This window comes from Serratia nevei (assembly GCF_024160145.1).
In the GTDB taxonomy this organism is placed as follows: Bacteria; Pseudomonadota; Gammaproteobacteria; order Enterobacterales; family Enterobacteriaceae; genus Serratia; species Serratia nevei_A.
Map to the genome: position 1 here is coordinate 89,326 of NZ_JAMYWQ010000007.1, position 22,289 is coordinate 111,614.

23 protein-coding genes and 1 other RNA gene are annotated in these 22,289 nt (G+C 57.8%); 13 read left to right on the forward strand and 11 right to left on the reverse strand.

What is annotated here, in order from left to right; genetic code table 11:
• Nucleotides 1–176: 176 nt before the first annotated feature.
• Complete coding sequence (gene grcA, locus M6G53_RS07510; RefSeq protein WP_004929114.1) at nucleotides 177–560, reverse strand: autonomous glycyl radical cofactor GrcA; 384 nt, start codon at nucleotides 558–560, stop codon at nucleotides 177–179.
• A 346-nt stretch (nucleotides 561–906) separates the two neighbouring features.
• Here grcA and ung point away from each other — a divergent pair, with 346 nt between their 5' ends.
• Nucleotides 907–1,590 carry a uracil-DNA glycosylase gene (ung, locus tag M6G53_RS07515; protein ID WP_253330201.1) on the forward strand — a complete coding sequence of 228 codons (684 nt, stop codon included), beginning with the start codon at nucleotides 907–909 and terminating at the stop codon, nucleotides 1,588–1,590.
• Between the two features lie 56 nt (nucleotides 1,591–1,646).
• Here ung and grpE read toward each other — a convergent pair whose 3' ends face one another.
• Nucleotides 1,647–2,231: a nucleotide exchange factor GrpE gene (gene grpE, locus M6G53_RS07520; RefSeq protein WP_025159545.1), complete on the reverse strand. Its 585-nt coding sequence runs from the start codon at nucleotides 2,229–2,231 to the stop codon at nucleotides 1,647–1,649.
• 125 nt (nucleotides 2,232–2,356) lie between these two features.
• Between grpE and nadK the strand changes: the two genes are divergently transcribed.
• The 3 genes from nadK to bamE all read left to right on the forward strand — a co-directional run bounded on the left by nadK (nucleotide 2,357) and on the right by bamE (nucleotide 5,562).
• A complete protein-coding gene (gene nadK / locus M6G53_RS07525; RefSeq protein WP_019452304.1) occupies nucleotides 2,357–3,235 on the forward strand; it encodes an NAD(+) kinase in 879 nt (292 codons plus the stop codon).
• Between the two features lie 86 nt (nucleotides 3,236–3,321).
• The gene (recN, locus tag M6G53_RS07530) at nucleotides 3,322–4,983 is read left to right on the forward strand and encodes a DNA repair protein RecN (protein WP_253330202.1); all 1,662 of its coding nucleotides are present in this window, start codon (nucleotides 3,322–3,324) and stop codon (nucleotides 4,981–4,983) included.
• Between the two features lie 240 nt (nucleotides 4,984–5,223).
• Complete coding sequence (gene bamE, locus M6G53_RS07535) at nucleotides 5,224–5,562, forward strand: outer membrane protein assembly factor BamE (protein WP_004929101.1); 339 nt, start codon at nucleotides 5,224–5,226, stop codon at nucleotides 5,560–5,562.
• 117 nt (nucleotides 5,563–5,679) lie between these two features.
• On the opposite strand, the gene M6G53_RS07540 is transcribed toward bamE, so the two are convergent.
• Both M6G53_RS07540 and M6G53_RS07545 read right to left on the reverse strand, forming a co-directional pair.
• Nucleotides 5,680–5,964 carry an RnfH family protein gene (locus M6G53_RS07540; protein ID WP_004929098.1) on the reverse strand — a complete coding sequence of 95 codons (285 nt, stop codon included), beginning with the start codon at nucleotides 5,962–5,964 and terminating at the stop codon, nucleotides 5,680–5,682.
• Entirely contained in the window at nucleotides 5,957–6,391 is a 435-nt protein-coding gene (locus M6G53_RS07545; protein WP_004929096.1) for a type II toxin-antitoxin system RatA family toxin, read from the reverse strand. The genes M6G53_RS07540 and M6G53_RS07545 overlap by 8 nt, the downstream gene beginning before the upstream one ends.
• 161 nt (nucleotides 6,392–6,552) lie before the next feature.
• On the opposite strand from M6G53_RS07545, the gene smpB reads away from it, so the two are divergent.
• Both smpB and ssrA read left to right on the forward strand, forming a co-directional pair.
• Nucleotides 6,553–7,035, forward strand: coding sequence for an SsrA-binding protein SmpB (smpB, locus tag M6G53_RS07550; protein WP_004929094.1), 483 nt, complete (start codon nucleotides 6,553–6,555; stop codon nucleotides 7,033–7,035).
• A gap of 49 nt (nucleotides 7,036–7,084) precedes the next feature.
• Nucleotides 7,085–7,448, forward strand: a transfer-messenger RNA (tmRNA) gene (gene ssrA / locus M6G53_RS07555).
• Nucleotides 7,449–7,582: 134 nt separating this feature from the next.
• Here ssrA and M6G53_RS07560 read toward each other — a convergent pair.
• From M6G53_RS07560 to M6G53_RS07570, 3 genes are read right to left on the reverse strand one after another with little or no spacing between them, the layout of a single operon-like run.
• Nucleotides 7,583–8,719 carry an HlyD family secretion protein gene (locus tag M6G53_RS07560; RefSeq protein ID WP_253330203.1) on the reverse strand — a complete coding sequence of 379 codons (1,137 nt, stop codon included), beginning with the start codon at nucleotides 8,717–8,719 and terminating at the stop codon, nucleotides 7,583–7,585.
• A 9-nt stretch (nucleotides 8,720–8,728) separates the two neighbouring features.
• Nucleotides 8,729–9,073 carry a DUF3302 domain-containing protein gene (locus M6G53_RS07565; protein ID WP_253330205.1) on the reverse strand — a complete coding sequence of 115 codons (345 nt, stop codon included), beginning with the start codon at nucleotides 9,071–9,073 and terminating at the stop codon, nucleotides 8,729–8,731.
• A gap of 38 nt (nucleotides 9,074–9,111) precedes the next feature.
• Entirely contained in the window at nucleotides 9,112–9,765 is a 654-nt protein-coding gene (locus M6G53_RS07570; protein ID WP_253330207.1) for a DUF3313 domain-containing protein, read from the reverse strand.
• Between the two features lie 135 nt (nucleotides 9,766–9,900).
• Here M6G53_RS07570 and M6G53_RS07575 point away from each other — a divergent pair, with 135 nt between their 5' ends.
• Nucleotides 9,901–10,836, forward strand: a complete 936-nt coding sequence (locus M6G53_RS07575) for a LysR family transcriptional regulator (protein WP_253330209.1) — start codon at nucleotides 9,901–9,903, stop codon at nucleotides 10,834–10,836.
• A gap of 10 nt (nucleotides 10,837–10,846) precedes the next feature.
• On the opposite strand, the gene M6G53_RS07580 is transcribed toward M6G53_RS07575, so the two are convergent.
• The 4 genes from M6G53_RS07580 to M6G53_RS07595 all read right to left on the reverse strand — a co-directional run bounded on the left by M6G53_RS07580 (nucleotide 10,847) and on the right by M6G53_RS07595 (nucleotide 16,006).
• Nucleotides 10,847–12,157: an L-cysteine desulfidase family protein gene (locus tag M6G53_RS07580; protein ID WP_253330212.1), complete on the reverse strand. Its 1,311-nt coding sequence runs from the start codon at nucleotides 12,155–12,157 to the stop codon at nucleotides 10,847–10,849.
• Nucleotides 12,158–12,187: 30 nt separating this feature from the next.
• On the reverse strand, nucleotides 12,188–13,519 hold the full coding sequence (locus M6G53_RS07585; RefSeq protein WP_253330322.1) for an amino acid permease: 1,332 nt from the start codon (nucleotides 13,517–13,519) through the stop codon (nucleotides 12,188–12,190).
• 338 nt (nucleotides 13,520–13,857) lie between these two features.
• Complete coding sequence (locus M6G53_RS07590) at nucleotides 13,858–15,519, reverse strand: DUF2534 family protein (protein WP_253330214.1); 1,662 nt, start codon at nucleotides 15,517–15,519, stop codon at nucleotides 13,858–13,860.
• A gap of 70 nt (nucleotides 15,520–15,589) precedes the next feature.
• Complete coding sequence (locus tag M6G53_RS07595; protein ID WP_253330216.1) at nucleotides 15,590–16,006, reverse strand: DUF2946 domain-containing protein; 417 nt, start codon at nucleotides 16,004–16,006, stop codon at nucleotides 15,590–15,592.
• Nucleotides 16,007–16,335: 329 nt separating this feature from the next.
• Between M6G53_RS07595 and M6G53_RS07600 the strand changes: the two genes are divergently transcribed.
• From M6G53_RS07600 to M6G53_RS07625, 6 genes are read left to right on the forward strand one after another with little or no spacing between them, the layout of a single operon-like run.
• Nucleotides 16,336–17,748, forward strand: coding sequence for a PTS transporter subunit EIIC (locus tag M6G53_RS07600; protein ID WP_253330218.1), 1,413 nt, complete (start codon nucleotides 16,336–16,338; stop codon nucleotides 17,746–17,748).
• A 29-nt stretch (nucleotides 17,749–17,777) separates the two neighbouring features.
• Nucleotides 17,778–19,523 carry a sulfatase gene (locus M6G53_RS07605; RefSeq protein WP_253330220.1) on the forward strand — a complete coding sequence of 582 codons (1,746 nt, stop codon included), beginning with the start codon at nucleotides 17,778–17,780 and terminating at the stop codon, nucleotides 19,521–19,523.
• Nucleotides 19,524–19,572: 49 nt separating this feature from the next.
• Nucleotides 19,573–20,289: a GntR family transcriptional regulator gene (locus M6G53_RS07610; RefSeq protein ID WP_253330222.1), complete on the forward strand. Its 717-nt coding sequence runs from the start codon at nucleotides 19,573–19,575 to the stop codon at nucleotides 20,287–20,289.
• A complete protein-coding gene (locus M6G53_RS07615; protein ID WP_253330224.1) occupies nucleotides 20,286–20,618 on the forward strand; it encodes a YidH family protein in 333 nt (110 codons plus the stop codon). Before M6G53_RS07610 ends, M6G53_RS07615 begins: the two co-directional genes overlap by 4 nt.
• Entirely contained in the window at nucleotides 20,615–20,965 is a 351-nt protein-coding gene (locus tag M6G53_RS07620) for a DUF202 domain-containing protein (RefSeq protein ID WP_253330226.1), read from the forward strand. Before M6G53_RS07615 ends, M6G53_RS07620 begins: the two co-directional genes overlap by 4 nt.
• Nucleotides 20,962–22,254: an anaerobic sulfatase maturase gene (locus M6G53_RS07625; protein ID WP_253330228.1), complete on the forward strand. Its 1,293-nt coding sequence runs from the start codon at nucleotides 20,962–20,964 to the stop codon at nucleotides 22,252–22,254. Before M6G53_RS07620 ends, M6G53_RS07625 begins: the two co-directional genes overlap by 4 nt.
• Nucleotides 22,255–22,289: the final 35 nt, after the last annotated feature.

The following is a 22,289-nucleotide window of genomic DNA, read 5'->3' on the forward strand; positions in this document are numbered from 1 at the left end:
TAGACTTTTTATTGAGCACCTGAATAGGTGCTGATTTAGCTATCGGCAGGTCGGATGAGTTCTGTATTAGAAATGCTTATCTTTGTATAGAATGTGATCCGCGTTCGGTTTTCGGCCGCCAAACGCAAAAAAGGGAGCCGAAGCTCCCTTATTGACTGCATTGACTGCGCCGTAAATTACAGGCTTTCGGTAAAGGTGCGGGCGATGACGTCGCGCTGCTGTTCCGGCGTCAGAGAGTTGAAGCGCACCGCATAGCCGGACACGCGGATGGTCAGCTGCGGGTATTTTTCCGGGTGCTTGACCGCGTCTTCCAGGGTTTCGCGACGCAGCACGTTGACGTTCAGGTGCTGACCGCCTTCCACGCGCACGGTCGGCTGCATTTCCAGCGGCACTTCACGGTATTCGATCTGGCCCAGGTCGCTCACCGCGACAACCTGATCTTCCGCGTAGTTGGCCTTGGCGCACACGCAGCGAGCTTCCGCTTTTTCATCGTCCAGCAGCCAGAAAGAATTCACCAGCGCCTGGTCGTTCGCTTTGGTAATTTGAATACCGGTAATCATTATGTTGCCTCCGTACAAGGGCGTAAAAATTCACGTCGTGAGAAAACCCAATTCTGGTTTCGGCCATTTGGTAAAACCATTGTTGTCTTGTTGTTCTGTATACCAGCCTGACCGGGCCAGTTCCTTGATTAAAGTCAATTTTTACCGGGTAGGCACAGGGCGTGAAGGGGCAAATTTATGTTTTATATCAATTTTCCCACTGCGGCAAAAACCAATTATTTTTGTAAATTTTCAAAAATAATTGCATAAGGCACGGCGGCGAGAAATGAAAAGCGGGTTTCGCTGCGCGTGCCGAAACGGTAAGCTATAGCCCATGAATTGCTAAAGAAAACAAAGGAGAGCGTTTATGACCACCTCCCTCACCTGGCATGACGTGATCGGCAAAGAGAAAGAGCAGCCCTATTTTGTTGAAACGCTCGCCTTTGTTGCCGCTGAGCGCCAGGCCGGTAAGACCATTTATCCACCGCAGAAGGACGTGTTCAACGCTTTCCGCTATACCGAGCTGGCGGACGTCAAGGTCGTCATCCTCGGCCAGGATCCGTATCACGGCCCCAATCAGGCGCACGGTCTCTCTTTCTCGGTGCGCCCAGGCGTGCCGGCGCCGCCGTCGCTGGTGAACATGTATAAAGAGCTGGCCACCGACATTCCCGGCTTCGAACGCCCGGATCACGGCTACCTGCAAAGCTGGGCCGAACAGGGGGTGCTGCTGCTCAACACCGTGCTGACGGTGGAAGGCGGCCGCGCGCACTCGCACGCCAACCTGGGCTGGGAAACCTTTACCGACAAAGTGATCGCCGCCCTGAACGAGAACCGTGAAGGCGTGGTGTTCCTGCTGTGGGGCTCGCACGCGCAGAAGAAAGGCAACTTTATCGACCGCAACCGCCACCATGTGCTGAAGGCGCCGCACCCGTCGCCGCTTTCCGCGCACCGCGGTTTCCTCGGCTGCCGCCATTTCTCGCAGGCCAATCAGCTGCTGGAGCAGCAGGGGCTCACGCCGATCGACTGGATGCCGCGCCTGCCGCAGGCGTAGTACAGAGACAAAAAAGGCACCCTCGGGTGCCTTTCTTTATGCCGTTGCCGGGGCGATTACGCCTTGGCTTTGGAGACTGCAACCATCGCCGGACGCAGCAGGCGGCCGTTCAGCGTATAGCCTTTCTGCATCACCATCATCACGTGGTTCGGCTGGTGATCGGCGGATTCCATCATGCTCATCGCCTGATGCACTTCCGGGTTGAACGGCACGTTGACGTCGCCGACGATTTCGATGCCGTACTTGCGCACCACGTCCAGCAGCGATTTCAGCGTCAGCTCGATGCCTTCGATCATCGCGGCCAGTTCCGGGTTGTTTTTATCCGCCAGATCCAGCGCGCGCTCCAGGTTGTCGATCACCGGCAGCAGATCGCCGGAGAATTTCTCCAGGGCAAACTTGTGCGCTTTCTCGACGTCCAGTTCGGCGCGGCGGCGAATGTTTTCCGCTTCCGCTTTGGCGCGCAGCAGGCTGTCGCGCTCGTGCTGCTGAGCTTCCGCCAGTTGGGCTTCCAGTTCGGCGATACGCGCATCGCGCAGATCGACGCCTTCCGCCGCTTCCGGCAGCGTATCCTCGTGATGAGCGTGTTGTTCCATTTCTTCCGAGACTTGCTCGTTTGGCGTCTTCTGTTCTTTACTACTCATGAATATCTCCGCGTTTTAGCATTAATCTCGCAACTTGGCTTATTATGGGGATCAAAACCGGGGTTTCAAGTCAACCGGTCACAATGTGGGGCATAAACGGCTCCCGGTGAGGAAAATCACAACAAATGAATAAAAAATTCGCCTGTATTGGCATTGTTGGCCACCCGCGTCACCCTTCAGCGCTGGCAACCCACGAGATGCTGTTCCACTGGCTGGTCGCCCGCGGCTATTCGGTGATGGTCGAACGCCAAATCGCCCATGATTTGGGGCTGAAAGACGCCGTGACCGGCAGCCTGGCGGATATCGGCCAACGCGCCGACCTGGCGGTGGTGGTTGGCGGCGACGGCAACATGCTCGGCGCCGCGCGCGTGCTGGCGCGCTACGATATCAAGGTGATCGGGGTCAACCGCGGCAACCTCGGCTTCCTCACCGATCTCGATCCCGACAACGCCCTGCAGCAGCTGGCGGACGTGCTGGAAGGCGAGTACATCGACGAACAGCGTTTCCTGCTGGAAACCATCGTGCATAAAGAGCACCAGCAGTGCCGCATCAGCACCGCCATCAACGAAGTGGTGCTGCATCCCGGCAAAGTGGCGCACATGATCGAATTCGAAGTGTACATCGACGACCGCTTCGCCTTCTCGCAGCGCTCCGACGGCCTGATCATCGCCACGCCGACCGGCTCCACCGCCTACTCGCTCTCCGCCGGTGGGCCGATCCTCACCCCGTCGCTGGAGGCGATCGCGCTGGTGCCGATGTTCCCGCATACCCTCTCCGCCCGGCCGCTGGTGATCAACGGCGACAGCACCATCCGCCTGAAGTTTTCGCAGATCGGCAGCGATCTGGAGATCAGCTGCGACAGCCAGATCGCGCTGCCGATCCAGGAAGGGGAAGAAGTGCTGATCCGCCGCAGCGATTTCCACCTGAATCTGATTCACCCGAAGGACTATAGCTATTTCAACACGTTAAGCACCAAACTGGGGTGGTCGAAAAAATTGTTCTAAAATTTGCGTCGGCCACTTTACTGTATATAAAACCAGTTTATACTGTATGAAACTACAGTTATGTGTTTATACACAGGAAGGTTCCCATGCTGGCGCAATTAACCATCAGCAACTTTGCTATCGTTCGTGAGTTGGAAATCGATTTTCAACCGGGTATGACGGCGATCACCGGTGAAACCGGCGCCGGCAAATCCATCGCCATCGATGCGCTGGGGCTGTGCCTCGGCAACCGCGCCGACGGCAACGTGGTGCGCCTGGGAGCCGCCCGCGCCGACATCTGCGCCCGCTTCTCGCTGGCGGACACCCCGTCCGCGCGCGAGTGGCTGGAGCAGAACCAGCTGGACGACAGCAACGAATGCCTGCTGCGCCGGGTGATCAACGCCGACGGCCGTTCGCGCGGCTTTATCAACGGCACCGCCGTGCCGCTGTCGCAGCTGCGCGAGCTGGGGCAGCGCCTGATCCAAATCCACGGCCAACACGCCCATCAGCTGCTGCTCAAACCGGAGCACCAAAAAGCGCTGCTCGACGCCTACGCCGACGAACCCGCCCTGCTGGCGGCGATGAGTGAGGCCTACCAACGCTGGCACCAGAGCTGCCGCGAGCTGGCGCGCCATCAGCAGCAGTCCATCGAGCGCGAAGCACGCAAGCAGCTGCTGCAATACCAATTGAAAGAGCTGAACGAATTCGCGCCGCAGGCCGGCGAGTTCGAACAGACCGACGCCGAGTACAAGCGCCTGGCCAACAGCGGCCAGCTGCTGACCCTCAGCCAGCAGACGCTGCAGCTGCTGGCCGACAGCGACGAGAACAACATGCTCAGCCAGCTCTACAGCGCCAAGCACCTGCTGCTCGAGCTGGCCGGGTTGGACGACAAGCTCAGCGGCCTGCTGGACATGTTGGAAGAGGCCTCTATCCAGATCAGCGAAGCCAGCGACGAGCTGCGCCACTACGCCGATCGCATGGATCTCGATCCCAACCGCCTGCACGAGCTGGAACAGCGCCTGTCGCGCCAAATCAGCCTGGCGCGCAAACACCAGGTTGCGCCGGAAGAGCTGCCGCAGCTGCATCAGCAGTTGCTGGATGAACAGCAGCTGCTTTCACAGCAGGAAAGCGACCATGAGCATCTGAACGAGGCGGTCACCCTGCATCACCAGCAGGCGCTGGCGCTGGCGGAGCAGCTGCATCAGAAACGCCTGCACTACGCCGCCGAGCTGACCACGCTCATTACCGACAGCATGCAGGCGCTCTCCATGCCGCACGGCAAGTTCAACATCGACGTGCGTTTCGAGCCGCAGCATCTGAGCGCCGAAGGGGCCAGCCGCACCGAGTTCTGCGTCTCCACCAACCCGGGGCAGCCGCTGCAGCCGCTGGCGAAGGTCGCCTCCGGCGGTGAGCTGTCGCGTATCGCGCTGGCCATTCAGGTGATCACCGCCCGCAAGATGGAAACCCCGGCGCTGATCTTCGATGAGGTGGACGTGGGCATCAGCGGCCCGACCGCCGCCATCGTCGGCCGCCTGCTGCGCCAGCTCGGCGAATCCACCCAGGTGATGTGCGTGACCCACCTGCCACAGGTGGCCGGATGCGGACATCAGCACCTGTTCGTCAGCAAGCAGACCGACGGCACGGTCACCGAAACCCAGATGGCGCCGCTGGATAAACGCGCCCGGCTGCAGGAGCTGGCGCGCCTGCTCGGCGGCAGCGAAGTCACCCGCAATACGTTGGCGAACGCCAAAGAACTGCTGGCGGCATAAAAAAGCTCAACTTTTTCACTTTCCTGCGGTCTGACAGTGACGCTGTTGACCCGAAAGATATCTAAAGTGCGGCGCGGCGGCGATTCGAAGCCTCCTCAACGGCCTGAAACAGGCCAAGCGCTTGAGGTGCTGAAGGAAAGCCAACGCGTCGCAACTTGAAAGATGAAGGGTATAAAGGTTTCCAACTGCCGCAAGGTCTATTATCATCGGCATCCTATGCCCTAAAGGAATGTGATTACTATGCGCTGTAAAACGCTGACTGCCGCCGCTGTAGTTCTTGTGATGCTGACTGCAGGCTGTTCTACTTTTGAAAAGGTGGTTTATCGTCCTGACATCAACCAGGGGAACTACCTGACGTCGACCGACGTGGCGAAAATTCAGAAAGGGATGACCCAGCAACAGGTCGCTTACACATTGGGCACCCCAATGCTGCAAGACCCGTTCGGGACTCAGACGTGGTTCTATGTGTTCCGCCAGCAGCCTGGCCATGAAGACATCACCCAGCAGACGCTGACGCTGACCTTCGACAGCGCAGGCGTGTTGACCGATATCCAGAACAAACCGGCGCTGACCAAGTAATCGGCGCCGCCCGCTCTTCCGGCCCATGAGGGGGCATGATGTTCCTCATGACAGTCGCAGGCTGCAACGCGGAAGAGAAAATCAGTTTCAGATAAAAAATAAGGCGCTATAAGCGCCTTATTTTTTTGCCTTTTCTGCCCGTTGCCGGCGCAGCTCTTTCGGATCGGCTATCAGTGGCCGGTAGATCTCCACCCGGTCGCCGTCGTTCAGCGTATCGCCCAGCTTAGCCGGGCGGCTGTAGATGCCGATTTTGTTGCTCTTGAGATCGATATCCTGGCGCAGCTCCAGCAGGCCCGAAGCCTGGATCGCCTGCTCGACGCTGCTGCCCTCGGCCAGCTTCACCTTGCGCAGGTACTGACGCTCCGGCAAGGCGTACACCACCTCGACCTGGATGTCAGACACTGTAGACCTCTTTCGCCCGCTGGGTAAATGCCTGCACCATGCTGCCCGCCAGCTCTTTGAACACCTTGCCGAACGCCAGCTCAATCAGTTTGTTGGTGAATTCGAAATCCAGGTGCAGCTCCACCTTGCAGGCCTCTTCGCTCAGCGGCGTGAACTGCCAGCCGCCCATCAGCTTGCGGAACGGACCATCGACCAGCTGCATATTGATGCTCTGGTTATCCAGCAGCGTATTGCGCGTGGTAAAAGTCTTGCTGATACCGGCCTTGGCGACGTCCACCGCGGCGGTCATTTCGTTGGAGGTAGCGTTAAGCACCCGGCTGCCGGTGCAGCCTGGCAGAAAATCGGGATAAGAATGAACATCGTTAACCAACTGATACATCTGCTCGGCGCTGAACGGCACTAATGCAGACCGACTGATCTGGGGCATATCATTTCCTGTGAGACATAAAACGTACAGATAATACCATTTATCTGGCGGCAAACAAAAAATCTGCTAAGGGATGGGGGCGCCAAAAATGCGAAAAATTGCGCAGGTGCTGAACGGGAAAGGATTTCTTTCGCTGAAGCATCCAGTATAATGAACGCACTATGACAAAGAAAAAAGCACACAAACCCGGTTCCGCCACCATTGCTCAAAACAAGCGCGCACGTTTCGAATACTTCATTGAAGAAGAGTTCGAGGCGGGCCTGTCGCTGCAAGGGTGGGAAGTTAAATCGCTGCGTGCAGGCAAAGCCAACCTCAGCGACAGCTACGTGACGTTCCGTGACGGTGAAGCCTATCTGTTTGGCGCCACCATCACCCCGCTCAACGTGGCTTCGTCGCATGTGGTGTGCGATCCGACGCGTACCCGTAAACTGCTGCTGAACCGACGCGAGCTGGATACCCTGCTCGGCCGCGTCAACCGCGAGGGTTACACCGTGGTGGCCTTGTCCCTGTATTGGAAAAATGCCTGGAGCAAGATCAAGATCGGCGTAGCCAAAGGCAAGAAAGAGCACGACAAACGCGATGACATCAAAGATCGCGAATGGCAGACGGCGAAAGCCCGTATCATGAAGCACGCCAATCGTTAAGCCGCTGGCTTATCGAAGTAAACTTCTGGTATACTGCACAAAGTTACTTGGGGCTGATTCTGGATTCGACGGGATTTGCGAAGCCCTAGGAGCATGCCGAGGGGCGGTTGGCCTCGTAAAAAGCCGCAAAAAAATAGTCGCAAACGACGAAAACTACGCTTTAGCAGCTTAATACCCTGCTTAGAGCCCTCTCTCCCTAGCCTCCGCTCTTAGGACGGGGATCAAGAGAGGTCAAACCCAAAAGAGATCGCGTGGACGTCCTGCCTGGGGCTGAAGCGTTAAACTCAATCAGGCTAGTCTGTCAGTAGCGTGTCCATCCGCAGCTGGCCGGCGAATGTAAAGATTGGACTAAGCATGTAGTGCCGACGGTGTAGTAATTTCGGACGCGGGTTCAACTCCCGCCAGCTCCACCAAATACGTCGCCAGTGAACCAGATAGACCCGGCGATAATAGCGAAAAAGCCCACAACTTCGGTTGCGGGCTTTTTTGTTTTTGTCGTATTCCGAAGGCTCGTCCCACGGCCCGGGCTGTTCCGGGCCAATGCGGGCTAGTGATCCAGATAGAGGTAATGCAGCCAGCTGGTCATGCGCAGCAGCACTTTGCGCATCACGGAGACGTGCTCGAAGTGCCCGGTATAGACCGCCGCCTGGGCGCTCACGCCGTCGGGCAGATGATCCAGATCCGGGTTGGCCGCCAGATCGATCATCACATACACCCCTTCCCGGCCCGGCGTGGCGCTCAGGCCCTGCAGTGCGCCGCTGGCCTGGTAGCTGCCGTCCGGTATCGCCGGCAACACCCGGCTTACGGTGCCGCCATAAACCTGCCCCGGCAAGCCGTTGAACACCACCTCGGCCTGGTCCCCCTGCGCCAAGCGCAGGATGGCGTTCTGGCGGAACACCGCCACCACCTGGCGCTTTTGCTGCGGGATAAAGATCATCACCGGTTTGAACGGCAGACGAACCGCCGCCGTGCCCGGCCGCGCCAGCACCTGCGTGACATAACCGTCGCTCGGCGCACGCACCACCGTTTGTTCCAGGTTGTAGCGTGCTTCGGCTATCTGCGATTTCAGGCTGGCTATCGTGGCGTCTTCGCCGTCATAGCGCCCGGACAACCGCGCCTGTTCCTGCTGGAACTGGGCTTTCGCAGCCTGCAGCGCGGCGGATTGCGCCTGGTACTGCTGCTGTGCATGGCTGACGTCCTGTTCCGAGAACGGGTTGACCGGCATCGCCGCCCCTTTCGCGTAGCGCTGGTAGTCCTTACGGGCACGCTCGTACTCCGCGTTCGCCCGCTGTACGTTGGCGGCGGACTCGCTGAGCGCCGCCCGGCGCATTCTTATCTCCGCCTCCGCCCCGGCCAGATCCGCCTCCAGCCTGGTGAGCCGCGCACGGTAGCGGCTATCGTCAAGCCGGAACAGCACCTCGCCTTTGCGCAGCAGCACGTTGGTTTTCTCCGTCACCTCAACGATCATGCCTGAGACCTGCGGTACCATCGGCACCGACACGGCAATTTTCTGCGCCCGATCGCTGTACGGATGGTTGTAGTTCATCGTCAGAATCAACGCGCCGACGATAACGATCCCACCGAGTACGGCGGTCGGTACGGTCCATTTATTGACCGGAATGCGGAACAGTTTAAATACGCCGTAGCTCAGCGCCACGTAGCTGAGAATAATGAGCAAATCCATAGGCTACGCTCAACTTACCGTCGGGCCGGAAACCGCCGACGGCTTTTCCTGCAGGCGTTGCAATTCGGCTTCGAGCAGCGCGATGCGCGCCTGCAGGTCCGTTGAAGGTTCTGCCTTCTCACTCATGCCCCAGCCGCGTTCCGGCCGATAGAGCGTCGCCCAGATCCACAGCAGTGGCCAAATAGCGTGCAGCGTAAACAGGCTAACCCAGCCGGCGACGTGAATCGCATCTTGATGCGGGTGCTGGCGCTTTTTGGCCAGCAAATAGGGAATGTCATGAATAATAATGACGCCGTAGAATAAAATCAGGAATACCGCAATCAGTACGCCTAAAGCAAAATAATTAAGAAACATGTAAAGCCCTGGTTGGTCATAGCGGAAATAAACGAAGTTTATAGCGTGTTATATTGTCTGATATCGTTGGCGATGGTATCGATGGCATTCTTCACGTCGGTGATTTTAAGCTGCGCTTTCTCGTTATTGAGATTTTCCCCCGAAGCCTTGCGCACCACTTTAATGACCGGCTGATTGGTCGCCGCATCGATAAACTCACCCTCCATATAGACCGCACTCTCCATGGTGCGATGGCCGGTCACGCTTTGCGTCGCGGCAATCAGCAGGGTGATCGGCAAGACTTCATAGATCTGCAGCCCTTTCTGCTGCGTGTCGATCGCCGTGATGGCGCCGCGGAAAATCAGCGTATGCTCGCGCGGCATGTCCACCAGCGTAAAGTGGGTGCCCATCGCCTGCTTAAACTGCTGGTTGGTGTAATTCAGGATATTGTCGAGCGCGCGTTGGCTCACCATCTCGCTCGGTTTCGGCCGCGGGAAATAGATCATCGGTTGATAAACCAGATATTGATAACGGGAAAAATCGACGTTCTTGTCCTTCCAATATAAAACGTCTTTGCCGGACGCGGATTGACCTTTATTGATATCGTTATAATTGGTCAGAAAGGTCGAGTACTTTTCTTTTTCGGTCACGGCGGAAGAGCACGCGGCCAGTAATAACAGCGCAGGCAAAATAGCCGCTCTTGTCACTTTCATTGACGGGTTTCTCTTTATTTTGGTGGATAGCAAATAATCAAATCGAATGATACCCAGCCGTCCGCGATAAGTCATATGACAATGCCGCCAAAGGTGTATATCATTTTTGATATACAAACTCATAAGAGCCGGCCAGTGAAAGAGAAAGACTTCCGCATTGAAGAACTCAGGATTGTCCGCATCATTGCCGAAACGGCGAGCGTCAGCAAAGCGGCGCAGCGGTTGAATATGCCGCAGTCTAACGTGTCGCGCGCCCTCACCGCGCTGGAACGGCGGCTCGGGCTGGAACTGTTCCTGCGCGGCCCGCGTACCCTGGCACTGACCGAGTTCGGCGAGCAATTCTTGCGGCGCGCCTCGCAGTTGCTGGACGAGCACAGCGATCTGCTCGATATGTCCGGCACCTATAAGCGCAGCCTGAACGGCATGGTCACACTCGGTGCGCCGATCGGCATCCACGCTTTCCTGGCCCGTTATTTACTGCCGCCGCTGCTGCACGCTGCGCCGGCGCTGACTGTCGATCTGGTGACCCGCCACCCCGACGAACGCGAGAAAAAGTACGGCGCGGTGTTCGACAGCGACTGCGACCTGCTGATCAGCCTCTTCCCACCGCAAAACGAAAGCCTGATCGCCAGGCCCTTTACTCGTTTTCGCGTCGGGCTGTTCGCCGCACCGGATTACATCGCCCGTTCGCCGTTGGCGGCGTTGGACGAGCTGTCTCAGCATCGTTGCATCACCTTGCGCATGCTGGGCGGCATCCGCAATACCTGGAGCGTCTACAATGCACAGGGAGAATTGGTGCAGGTCGAAATCAATGGCACCAGCGTCTGCGATAATATTCTGCCGGCGATCGAGCTGGCCAAACAGGGCCTGGGCATCGTCTACGCCCCGTATTATTCCGTGGCTGCCGAGCTGGATGCCGGCACCCTACAGCCCTGCCTGGCGCGCGAGCGCGGCATCGATATGCAAGCCTACCTGATCTACCGCCGGCGCGGCGTGTTGCCGCACCGCGTGCAGGTGACGATGGACAGCATCATGGAGAACGTCAAGCTGCACGCGCACCGGCTGATGTAACCAAGAACGCTCAGGAAGCCTTTTGCGCCATAATTTCGATGATCTGTCTGTCGGTGTGCTGCATCGATCGATTGGCCAGCGCGCAAAGGTTAGCGATCGACTGCTCGACATCGTTCGCCACGATCCCCTCATTGCCGCTTACCGCCGTGTCGTCCAGTGCCATCAGCACCGCTTTCCACGCCGAAGAGGCGCTGGTGGAAACCTTCATTGCGCAACTGTTGGAGGCGCCATCGCAAATCATCCCGCTCACATCGCCAATCATGCTGCCGATGGCCTTGGCGAGGGTGTCGTACCGGCCATCCGCCAACCATGCCATGCCGGCGGCGGCCCCCATCGAAGCGGTGGTAGCGGCGCACAACGCAGAGAGGCGCGGCAGACGATAGTGGATATAAATGGCGCTCAGGTGGGACAACATCAGCGCTCGCGCCAGCTTTTCTTCACCGGCCGCGAAGTGCTCCGCCACCACCATCACCGGCATGGTGGCGGCAATGCCCTGATTGCCGGAACCGGAGTTGCTCATCGCGGGCAGCGTCGCGCCCCCCATGCGCGCATCGGACGCCGCGCTGGTGCGGATCACGATGTCGCTGGCCAGATCGCTCGCCATCAATCCGCGCGCGCGCTGTTTTTGCAACGTAGCACCCACGTGCAATCCCCACTGGCCGCGCAGCCCTTCACGCGACAGCGCCTCGTTAAGGTGCGCGGCATCGAGAATAAAGCGGATATCGTCGAACGGTACCCGCTCAATAAAATCCACTATCTCACGCAGCGAAGTCTGCGCCAGCACCTGCAGCGGGCACACAGGTGCTTCGCCCTGCGCCTGCTCCGTCAACGTGAACAGCGTGGCCCCCTGCTGCTCGATGCTCACAATGCGGGTATGTCCGCCGACGATGGTGGCGCTGGCCCAGCGCTCACCGGCGTACACCTTCGCCCGGGCATAGAGAATATCGTCGCAAGGCGCCTGCAGCATGACGCGCACCGCCCCCTGTTCCAACAGCCACTTCGCCTGGGTGACGGCTTTTGCCGAAGCCTTCTCAAGCACTTGTAAACCGCCGTTAGCATCGCCGCCTACGGCCCCCAACGCGGCGGCGATCGGCAATCCCGCCATGCCGGTGCCGGGCACCGTCACGCCCATGCCGTTTTTCATCAAATTCGGCGAAACCCAGGCTTCAATGCGATCCACCGCCCCCGATAAATGGGCCGCCGCCGTGGCGCTGGCCAGCGCCAGAGAAACCGGTTCGGTACACCCCAGCGCAGGCTTTACCTCCTCCTGCACTGCGCGAATGTATTTTTTCCATAATGAAAGACTTTCAGGGTTCAACATAATGACAACCTTAATGCCGTGTTAGCGATATCAGGAGAATGCCAGGAACGGGGAGACGCACAGCAATAGACCGGTCACGATGATAAGCACCAGCGATGCGCCTTTATATTTATGCAGCGCGGGCACTTTATGAACCAGCCACGCCGGAATAAGACAGCCGACCAGGCCAAAGATGGGGCTGCAAATAGATGTGAAGCTCAGCACCGGGGCATTCAACACAATGGCGCTCCAGGCCAGCAGAATGGCGAACACCATAATGCCGCGCTGCACATATTTTTCATTGATGCTTTCCAGCGGCAGCTTACGGCGCAGCAGGTTCATCACGATACCCTGCGTCGCTTCACGAAACCCCAAGTAAACGCCGAAAAATGCGGTCATCACGGCGAAAATATTCAGTATCACGCTGACGATTTTTACCCAAGCGGCGCCATCGCCGCTTATGAATTGAGCGGCAATCGCCAGCGCGGAAATATTCTGCTCATAGGCCTTAACGGCCTCGTCATGCCCCATCGCCAGAGTGAAAGAGACGGCATAGAAAAAGACGGTGGTAAACAGGATACCGAAGGCGATATTCATGGCGCGCAACGCTTTATGCCGGGCAACCTCAATGGATTTTTCGCGCGAGCGATAAGAAATGACCATTGGGCTGAGCGTCTGAATAAACAGAATCGAGGTCAGGGTAAACGGCAGCGTAATGATGGCGTTTTTAATCAGCAGCGCCGCCGGCGGCAGCGCGCCGATATGATGCACGTGCCACAGGCCAATCATCGACACGCCGAGCGCCGCCACAACCAGCAGCTTGGTCAACACCATCAGGCTTGAAAGCTTAAACAGCAGCTGTTCGCCGCGAGATGAAATCGCCACTAAAATGCAGATCAGCGCCAGGCCGTAAAAGGGATTGTCGGACAACAGCCCTTCCGTCACGCCAAAGGTGTGCAAATAAGAAGCGCTGTCGTTGGTGATGGCGGTGGAATAAACAAACATCCAGATCACCAGCATGACAAAATAGAGCGCACCGAGCAGGATGCCCCAGTTTTTCCCCAGATAGCCGCTAATCACGCTGGGATAATCTTTACACTCCGGCGACTCCGCAAGGGTATTGATAAATAAACGCTGGAATAAATACATTGCCGGATAACCGATAATTGAGGAGAGCAAAAATACCCATAGCCCCATCAATCCGACCTGAACCGGTAAAAACACAATGCCTGCGCCAATGGCCATGCCAATACTCATAATGACCCAGCCGGTATCAGTGCTGTCGAATTTAATTGCCTCGCGCCATTCACTTTCCGTCATCTTCGCCCGCAAAGCAGGCGATGTATCATCCAATAGCACGCTATTATTTGAAGCCGTTTCCATAAGTTTCTCGCTTGTGTAGGTGGAGGTTTTTTTTAATAGTTTCGGCACGATGGACGGTACGAAAATGCAGGCAAGTTATGGTTTTAATGGGGGAAATCTTACCCCTGAAACAAGAGAAAAAAGTCACAATATTAGTGTGGATTAGCACCATCAAAGAGAAAAAAATTCCATGTATAAAAAATAAGAAGAAATAAATTCTATCGAAAACCGGTATGAGAGGCGCATCACATTATCCCGATGCGCCACGGCGTTCATCGCCAAACGGTGTTAACTCAAGCTTTCTATCCGTTTCTCATGAGCCGCGTCCGGCAGGCCACTCCGCCGGCCGGACGCCCCCCTCAGCGCGCCTCTTTCTCCCCCAGGAAGAAATACCACAGCGGAATGGAAAGCAGCAGGGTAAACACCAGCGTATACAGCAGCACCATCAGGCTCTGCATGATCACCATCTGGGCGCTCCAGTCACCAATCGGCAGCTGAAATTGCTCGACGGTGCCGCCGAGGATCGCTCGGCCCATCACACAGCCGATCGCCACCGCGACCGTCGCCACCGCCGCGCGGAACTTGCGCACCTCGGCGCGGCGGGCGGCCGCTTCCGGCGTTTCGTCCCGCTGGCCTTGCCGTTGACCACGCCAGCGCCACACGTCCACCAGCAGCAACGCCGCCAGGCTCACCCCCATCAGCGGCAGGCAATAGCCCAGCGCCGCCGCGATCAGCAATGTGCCTGCTCGCCCCGACAGGGAAAGCGCCAGCCAGGCGGCGATCAGCATCTGCACCGGATGCTGCGCCCCCGCCGCCGGGCGGCGGAGCCACCACATGCGGTAACCCAGCGCAATCATCAGGCACAGCCCGAGGCCAAACGCCGCCAGCAGCAGCTGATTCGGCAACCCGAACAGAATGCCCATATGGGCGTCGATGCCCCAGCGGGTCAGCTTGGCGATCAGCGGGAAGGTGTCGAACCGCACCTGGTCGACGACGGCAAAGCTTTGCGGCGCGATGGCAACCGCGTCTACCTGCGTTGGCCAGCTGCGATCCACTTCGGTCACCGTCCAGGCTTTGCCCTCGCCTTTCGGCTGGCGCAGCTCAACCTTAGCGGCGTCGATACCGACGGCGCGCGCGGCGTGCAGCGCCCGATCCCAGTCGCCGTTCAGCGCATTGCTCTGCGCGGCAGGGCCCATCTTCATGCCCGGCATCATCCCGCGGTGCTCGGCGTGCGGATCGGCCGGCGCCTGCGGCGCCTCGGCCAGCAGGCTGGTGTTGACCTGCGGCGTCAGCCAGCCCAGGTTGGCCCGCAGCGCATCGATGTTGCCGCCGGCCCACTGTGACCAGGTCAGCCCGGTGGCCGAGAAGAACAGCAGCCCGGCCAGCAATGCCACGCCCAGCGTGATATGCCAATGGCGGTTGGCGGCAAAGCCCCCTTTCGCCCTTTTCAGCTTGCGCTTCGGCCGCGTCGCCAGCCACAGCGCTACGCCGCCCAGCGCAGCCACCCACAGCCAGGAGGCCGCCAGCTCGCTGTAGTTGCGCCCCAGATCGCCGAGCAGCAGGCTGCTGTGCAACTTATCCAGCCAGGTGCGTAGCGGCAGCACGCCGGAGGTGCCGTATACCGTCATATCGCCCTTGATCGCCAGCGTGTAAGGATCGACAAACAGCGCGCGCGACTCGGAAGCGCCCAGATCGGCACCGACGAACTGTACGCGCGTGGTGTCCATTGCGCCGGGTGCCGGGCGAACGGCATAGATGTGCGCCTCGTCACCCGCCGCACGGCGGGCGGCGGCGATCTGGTCGGCCAGCGATCTCGCCTGCCCGTGCGGTTCGGTGAAAAGCGCATCGCGATACAGCGCCTCTTCAAGCTGCGGCGTCAGCACATACAGCGTGCCGGTCAGCGCAGCGACAAAAATAAAAGGGGCGACCAGCAGGCCGATATAAAAATGTAGCCGTCTGATCAGGTTCAGCATCGCGCCACGCGGCGATGCGGCAGGTGGAGTTTTGGTTATAGAAGACATGCTCTTTCTCGTTTTTCAAACTGTACGCGCAGGCAAACCGTCCGCAGCGATACGGACGGAATTCCCATGTTCAAGCTATAAGGAAAAACGGGTGGCCGGGCGGCCCGCGCGGGCTTGGCCGCAGAGCAAGGCGCCGAAGGGGCGGAGAAACGATGCGCGGCGCGCAAGGCAGGCGCGCGATGCGCGTCATCAGCCACAGCAGCGGGACGAATGCCCACAGCAGCAGCGGCACGTGGATCAGCAGCTCGCAATAGCCGCAGAAAATCATCTCCGCCGAGTCCATGCCGTGGTGGCCGACATGCTCGGCGGCGGGCATCGCCATCGCGTGCATCTCATGCGGCATGGCGGCGTCCGGCTGCGCCATGCCGCCCATCATCTGGTGGTGCATCAGCGATTTCGACACCACCGGCGCCACAAACAGCAACAGCACCGCCATAATGGCGATGCAGGCGGTAAAGCGTTGCTGTAACTGGCGTGGCACTCTCATCGCGGCGGCGAATTAACCCGGTCGGTTGCGAACAAGCGGCCAGTGTAACCCGCGATGCGTGCTCAGGTGAAAGAAAAATGAAATCGGTGTGGCGAGTCTCTAACGCCCCTCACCCGACACACTGTCCCTCCCCTCGCTATCCCCCCTTCATGCATGTTCTGCAGACCAGAAAATTTTTATCACACTGATTTAATTATTTTTATTTTCTCAACTTTCATTCTGCCGCTACTGGATTGCGCAAAAAAACAACATTGTATGACCGCCCTCACAAACATGATAACATTATATTGTTATAACAAAGGCGATAACAACCAAAAAGGAACCTCTGGATGAACTACCATCTTGTTGGCAACGCCATTGTTGAACACAGCGGCGGTTTAAATAACTTACGCCATGTCACTAACTGTATGACCCGGGTTCGTATGACGCTTGCCGATCCTGCCAAGGTGAATATTCAGGCGCTTAAAAGTATCGAAGGCGTGCTGGGCGTCGTGGAAGACGATACTTTGCAAGTGATTGTCGGCCCTGGTAAATCGTCGAAAGTGGCGACAGTGATCAATGAACGACTTGCTTCCTGTTCGCAAACGGCAACGTTGAGCGACGTTGAGCAAAAAGCGGCATTAGCGCGAGATAAATCTCACAAACCCACGCGCACCAAAGCCGTGTTGAAGCACATCGCCAACATTTTCGTTCCCATACTGCCGCCGCTGATCGCCGCCGGGATTTTGATGGGGTTGAACAACGTGTTGGTCAATTCTGCCGCCGCCTATGCGCTGACGCACGCCATTGCGGCCAGCGGCGAGCTTTCTCCAGCCCAGATCGTATTGGAACAGCGGCATCTGCTGGGGGTGAGCCAATTCCTCGATATCATTTCCAAAGCCTTGTTCAGCTTTCTGGCCATCTATACCGGCGTAACTACGGCGAAAGAATTCAGCGGCAACGCCATCATGGGCGGCCTGCTGGGCGCCATCACCATCGCTCCCCAGCTGCCTCTGCTGGGGCTGCTCCCCGGCCAGGGCGGATTGATCGGCGTTATTTTCTGCGTCTGGCTGATGTGCGTGCTGGAAAAGCAGGTGCGCCGTGTCGTTCCTGACATTCTGGACGTAGTACTGACGCCGACCATCGTGCTGACGGTGATGGCCGGCGCATTGTTGTTCGCCATCATGCCCGTTGCCGGTATTCTGTCTAACGGCATCCTGCACAGTTTGAACGGCCTGCTGGCCACAGGTGGACTGGCCGCCGGTTTCGTGCTGGCTTCGCTGTTCCCGTTCCTGATCTCGCTCGGCCTGCACCACGGCTTATTCCCAATCCATCTGGAGATGATCAATGCGACCGGTCATGCCCCCCTGTTCGCTATCCAGATCATGTCCAACGCGGGTATGGTCGGTGCCGCCACGGCGGTGCTTCTGCTAACCCGCGATCCAGTGATGAAAAAGATCGCCAAAGGCGCCATTCCCACCTCGATCCTCGCCGTAGGGGAACCTACCATCTTTGGCGTAAATATTCCGGCAGGATTCGCTTTTATCACCGGCTCCATCGGCGCCGGTTTCGGCGGCATGATGGTCGTGCTGCTCGGCGTCTCCACCAATGGCGTCGGCGCCGCAGGCCTGTCGGCCCTGCCGCTGATCGCAGACGGCAAATATCTGCAATATATCTTCGCCTGGCTTACCGGCTGCCTGGCAGCCTTCGTACTGACTTACATCACGGGCAAACTGCGCAAATACGATCGGGAAAGCGTCTGACGGGACGACAAACAGTTAAGGGAGCAAAAATGAAAGCCATCATGTTGATGTTCGACTCGCTGAACAAGCATCTGCTGTCCGCCTATGGCAGCGACCGGGCCATCACACCCAACTTCCAGCGGCTGAAAGAAAGAACGGTGCGTTTCGACAATTTCTACGTCGGCAGCATGCCCTGCATGCCGGCCAGGCGCGAGATCCATACCGGCCGCTACAATTTCCTGCACCGCTCTTGGTCGCCATTGGAGCCCTTCGATGACTCCATGCCGGAAATTCTGAAAAAACACGGTATCCACACGCATCTGGTCACCGATCACAAGCATTACTGGCGCGACGGCGGTGCCACGTATCACTCCCGCTACAACACCTACGAGTTCGTTCGCGGACAAGAGGGCGACTCCTGGAAAGGCGTGGTCGACAAGCCGATTTATCATTATGAGTCCGGCGAGCCGGAAGAGCTTAAGCAACGTCGCATCGCCAGCCGTACCCAGCACCAAATCAACGTGCAGTTTATGAAGGATGAGCGGGAGCACCCGCTAGCCAGAACCATTCATAAAGGCCTGGACTTCATCGATGAGAACCACGCGGCCGATAACTGGTTCCTGCAACTGGAATGCTTCGATCCCCACGAGCCGTTTTTCGTGCCGGAAAAATACCTGCGGATGTACGGCATTGACGACGCCAGCGTTTTCGACGGCTGGCCGCCCTATTACTTCGTGACCGAAAGCGAAGAACGCAAGGACGCCATTCAGAAGTACTACCTGGCATTGCTGACCATGGTGGACGACTATGTCGGCAAGGTTCTGGACTACATGGACAAGTACGATTTATGGCAGGATACCCTGTTAATCGTCAACACCGACCATGGTTTCCTGCTGGGGGAGCATGAGTGGTGGGGCAAAAACATCATGCCGCTGTATAACGAAGTGGCGAATATTCCCTTCTTCATCTGGCATCCCGAATATCCCTACAGCGGCGAATCGCGGCAGGCGCTGGCGCAAACCATCGACATCCCCGCCACGCTGCTCGATTTCTTCAAATTGAACAAACCAGCGGATATGCAGGGCGTCTCTCTGGTGCCGGCGATTTGCGACGATACCCCAATACGCGACTATGCGTTGTTCGGCTACCACGGTTGCCATATCAACATTACCGACGGCCGCTATGTCTATATGCGTTCACCGCAGGTACATGGGGCCGAAAGTCTGTTCGAGTACACCCTGATGCCCACCAGCATCAACCGACGGCTATCGCCCGAAGAGCTCCGGCACATGACGCTGCACCCGGGATTTCGTTTCACCAAGGGTTGCCAGGTATTGCGTATCCCCGCCTCTTCAGTGATGGCTCGAGGCGCCGATCGCTTCGGGCACCGGCTGTATGACCTGACGGAGGATCCTAAGCAGGATCGCCAGTGCCGCGACATCGTCGTCGCCGAACGCATGCTGTCTGCCATCCGTTGCATACTGGAACAAAGCGACGCGCCGCCCGAACTCTGGGCACGCTACCAATTGTCAGCCCCCGCGGCTCCGCTGTTGGGTACCGATCCGGACTGGGTGCCGGCATTCAGAGAGTATGTGCCGCAACTGCGCTACGGTATGTTGGCCCTGACGCAACATCTGGAAGGCACTCACCAAACAGCGATAATTGATAAACTGAATGTTTCCGCCAAACCATCATGGACCGCCGCCGATCTGTGGGCCTTCGTGCAACGAGAAGTCCCGCCTGAACAGCACGCTGGCGTGTTTTATAAACTGGCACTGGAAATGCGGCTTGATTGAGAGGTCGCCCCCGCTACGGGGGCGTCTGCAGTACGGGAGAAAAATAACGATGGAACAAGAACTAGACTACTCACGCGGCGCCAAGCCGCTGTATGCCCAGCTGCATGACATCTTGCTGGAGAAGCTGAAAACCGGCGAATACCGGAAGAACGACGTGCTGCCGACAGAGGCAGAGTTTGAAGAAATGTTTGGCGTCAGCCGCATTACCGCACGGCGAGCGCTGGCCGAATTGGTCGCCAAAGGGCTGGTCAAACGCCAGGCGGGCATCGGCACCATGGTCATCAGCACATCGGAAAAGCAGAGCGTCAAGACCCGAATCAGCTTGCTCGACGGCCAGCAAACGCAGGCGATAGCACGCAACAACCTGTCCCTGGCCCCTGTGCAGCCCCCGGCGCCTATCGCACAACTGTTTAACGCCAATAGCGCGATCCTGCTGACGCGCACCATTTACCGCCAAAACGAGGTGCCGGCGCAGGTCAACTACATCTATCTGACCCCGCGTTTAAACACGCTGACGTTGTCAGATCTGGAGAGAGGGTTGTACTGCGCGTTGGAACAGCGTAACGAAAACATCGATGCCTTCGAGGACATCATCACAGCCGAGTTACCGACGCCTGAAGACTGCGAAATCCTCGACATTGCCCCCTCCGTACCGCTGCTGGTCAAAACCCGTAAAGGTTACAACGAACAGGGCCAACTGGTGGAATATACCATCGCCAAACATATCGCACGTTATTATCAATACATCGTCGAGAATGGTAAATGAGCTGGTGGACACAGGGAAAGTCACCGGATTACCGGTTTACATTAGCCAATGAACGCACTTTTTTGGCCTGGATCCGCACGGCTCTGACCTTTATGGCCGCTGCAGTCGGGCTGGATCAACTGACAGACTCAACATCGCTGAAGGCGTTGATTGTAGCGTTGGCCCTCACGGCCGCTGTACTGGCCTGCTACGCCTACCATCGATGGGCAGGCAACGAGAAAGCGATGCGGCATGAACAAGCGTTAGGCTACCCGCGTCTGCTCATTTGGCTCAGCACAGGCCTGGCAGCGGGGATATTGCTCACGCTGGCTATGTTGGTTCGGCCATGAACGCCTCTAGCCGACAGCAAGATCCTGGCCTGCAACCGGAAAGAACGGCTCTGGCCTGGCAGAGAACCACATTCTCCCTGTTGTTACTGGCACTTATCACCGCGCGCACCGGCCTTTACCGCGAAGAATATAGACTTGCTGCGCTTGGCTGCGTTTCTTTTATGATGGCGATGCTGCTGGTGATCGGCTCTTTTGTTCGCCAAAAGTCGTTGATGGGCGTGATGGAAACTCAACTTGTATGGTCAGCATGGCTTAAAGGGCTACTCAGTCTCGCCATATTGCTCAACGCACTGGGTCTCGCACTGCACAGCGCATTCATGCTGTTATCAGAAGGAAGTACTCAATGACGGCCACCAACGGTTGCCAGGTCATGGCGAAACCCACCGGCTCGGTTTGCAACATCGACTGCACCTACTGTTTTTATCTTGAAAAAGAAGCGCTTTATCCCGAGCGTCAACAGAACTGGCGTATGTCGGATGAAACACTGGAAACGTATATTCAGCAGCATATCCATGCCCAGGATAGCGAGCAGGTGTTCTTCTCCTGGCAAGGCGGCGAACCTACTATGATGGGGCTGCCTTTTTTCCGCCGCATCGTGGAACTGTGCCAAAAATACGCCGACGGCAAACGTATTCAGCACGCTTTGCAAACCAACGGGCTGTTGCTGAACGAAGAGTGGGCACGCTTTTTCGCCGAGCACCGCTTTCTGATCGGCATTTCGATCGATGGCCCGCGAGCGCTGCACGATCGTTACCGCACCTCGCGCTCGGGCAAAGGCACCCACGCCCAGGTGCTGGCCGCCCTGGCTCTGCTGCAAGAGCACGGCGTCGAATTCAACACGCTTACCGTCGTCGGCAAGCATAACGTTGGCCAGGCTCGCGAGGTTTACGAGTTTCTTCTGGCAGCAGGCTCTCGCCATATTCAGTTCATTCCGCTGGTTGAACGCCTGAGCACGACGGAGAGTGCCACGCTGAAGCTGGTGATGCCGGGCGAAAGCGCTGCCACTCTGGCCCCTTGGACAGTGCCAGCCTGGCAATACGGCGAGTTTCTCAATCAAATTTTCGATATATGGGTGCGGCGGGACGTCGGACAAGTCTACGTACAAATGTTTGAGGTGGCGCTTTCTGCCTGGTGTGAGCGGCCGCCGGTGCTGTGCGTATTCGCCGAAACCTGTGGGCACGCCTTCGCTCTGGAAGCCAACGGCGACTTATATAACTGCGATCACTTCGTCTATCCGGAGCACCGGCTGGGGAATATTCATCAGCAAGATATCCGCACCTTAAACAACAGCGAAAAAGCGCATGCGTTCGGCCGCGCTAAAAAGACATCGCTGACGCCGGATTGCCGCCAGTGCGAATTCCGCTTCGTCTGCCACGGCGGCTGCCCCAAACACCGCTTCACCGTGTCACCGTCCGGTCATCCAGGGCATAACTATCTCTGCCCGGGGTATAAACATTTCTTCCGGCACATTTCGCGTGAGATGAACGTGATGAAGGATTTGCTCGCCAACGGTTATCCGGAGCACGCCATCATGTACGCACTGGCTCAGGAAAAGCGGGCTGGCGCCAGCAGCGCCAAACCCAACGCGCCCTGCCCATGCGGCAGTGGAAAAAAATATAAGAAGTGCTGCGGTTGAACTCCCCGGCATTGAGAAATATGACGCAATGTTAG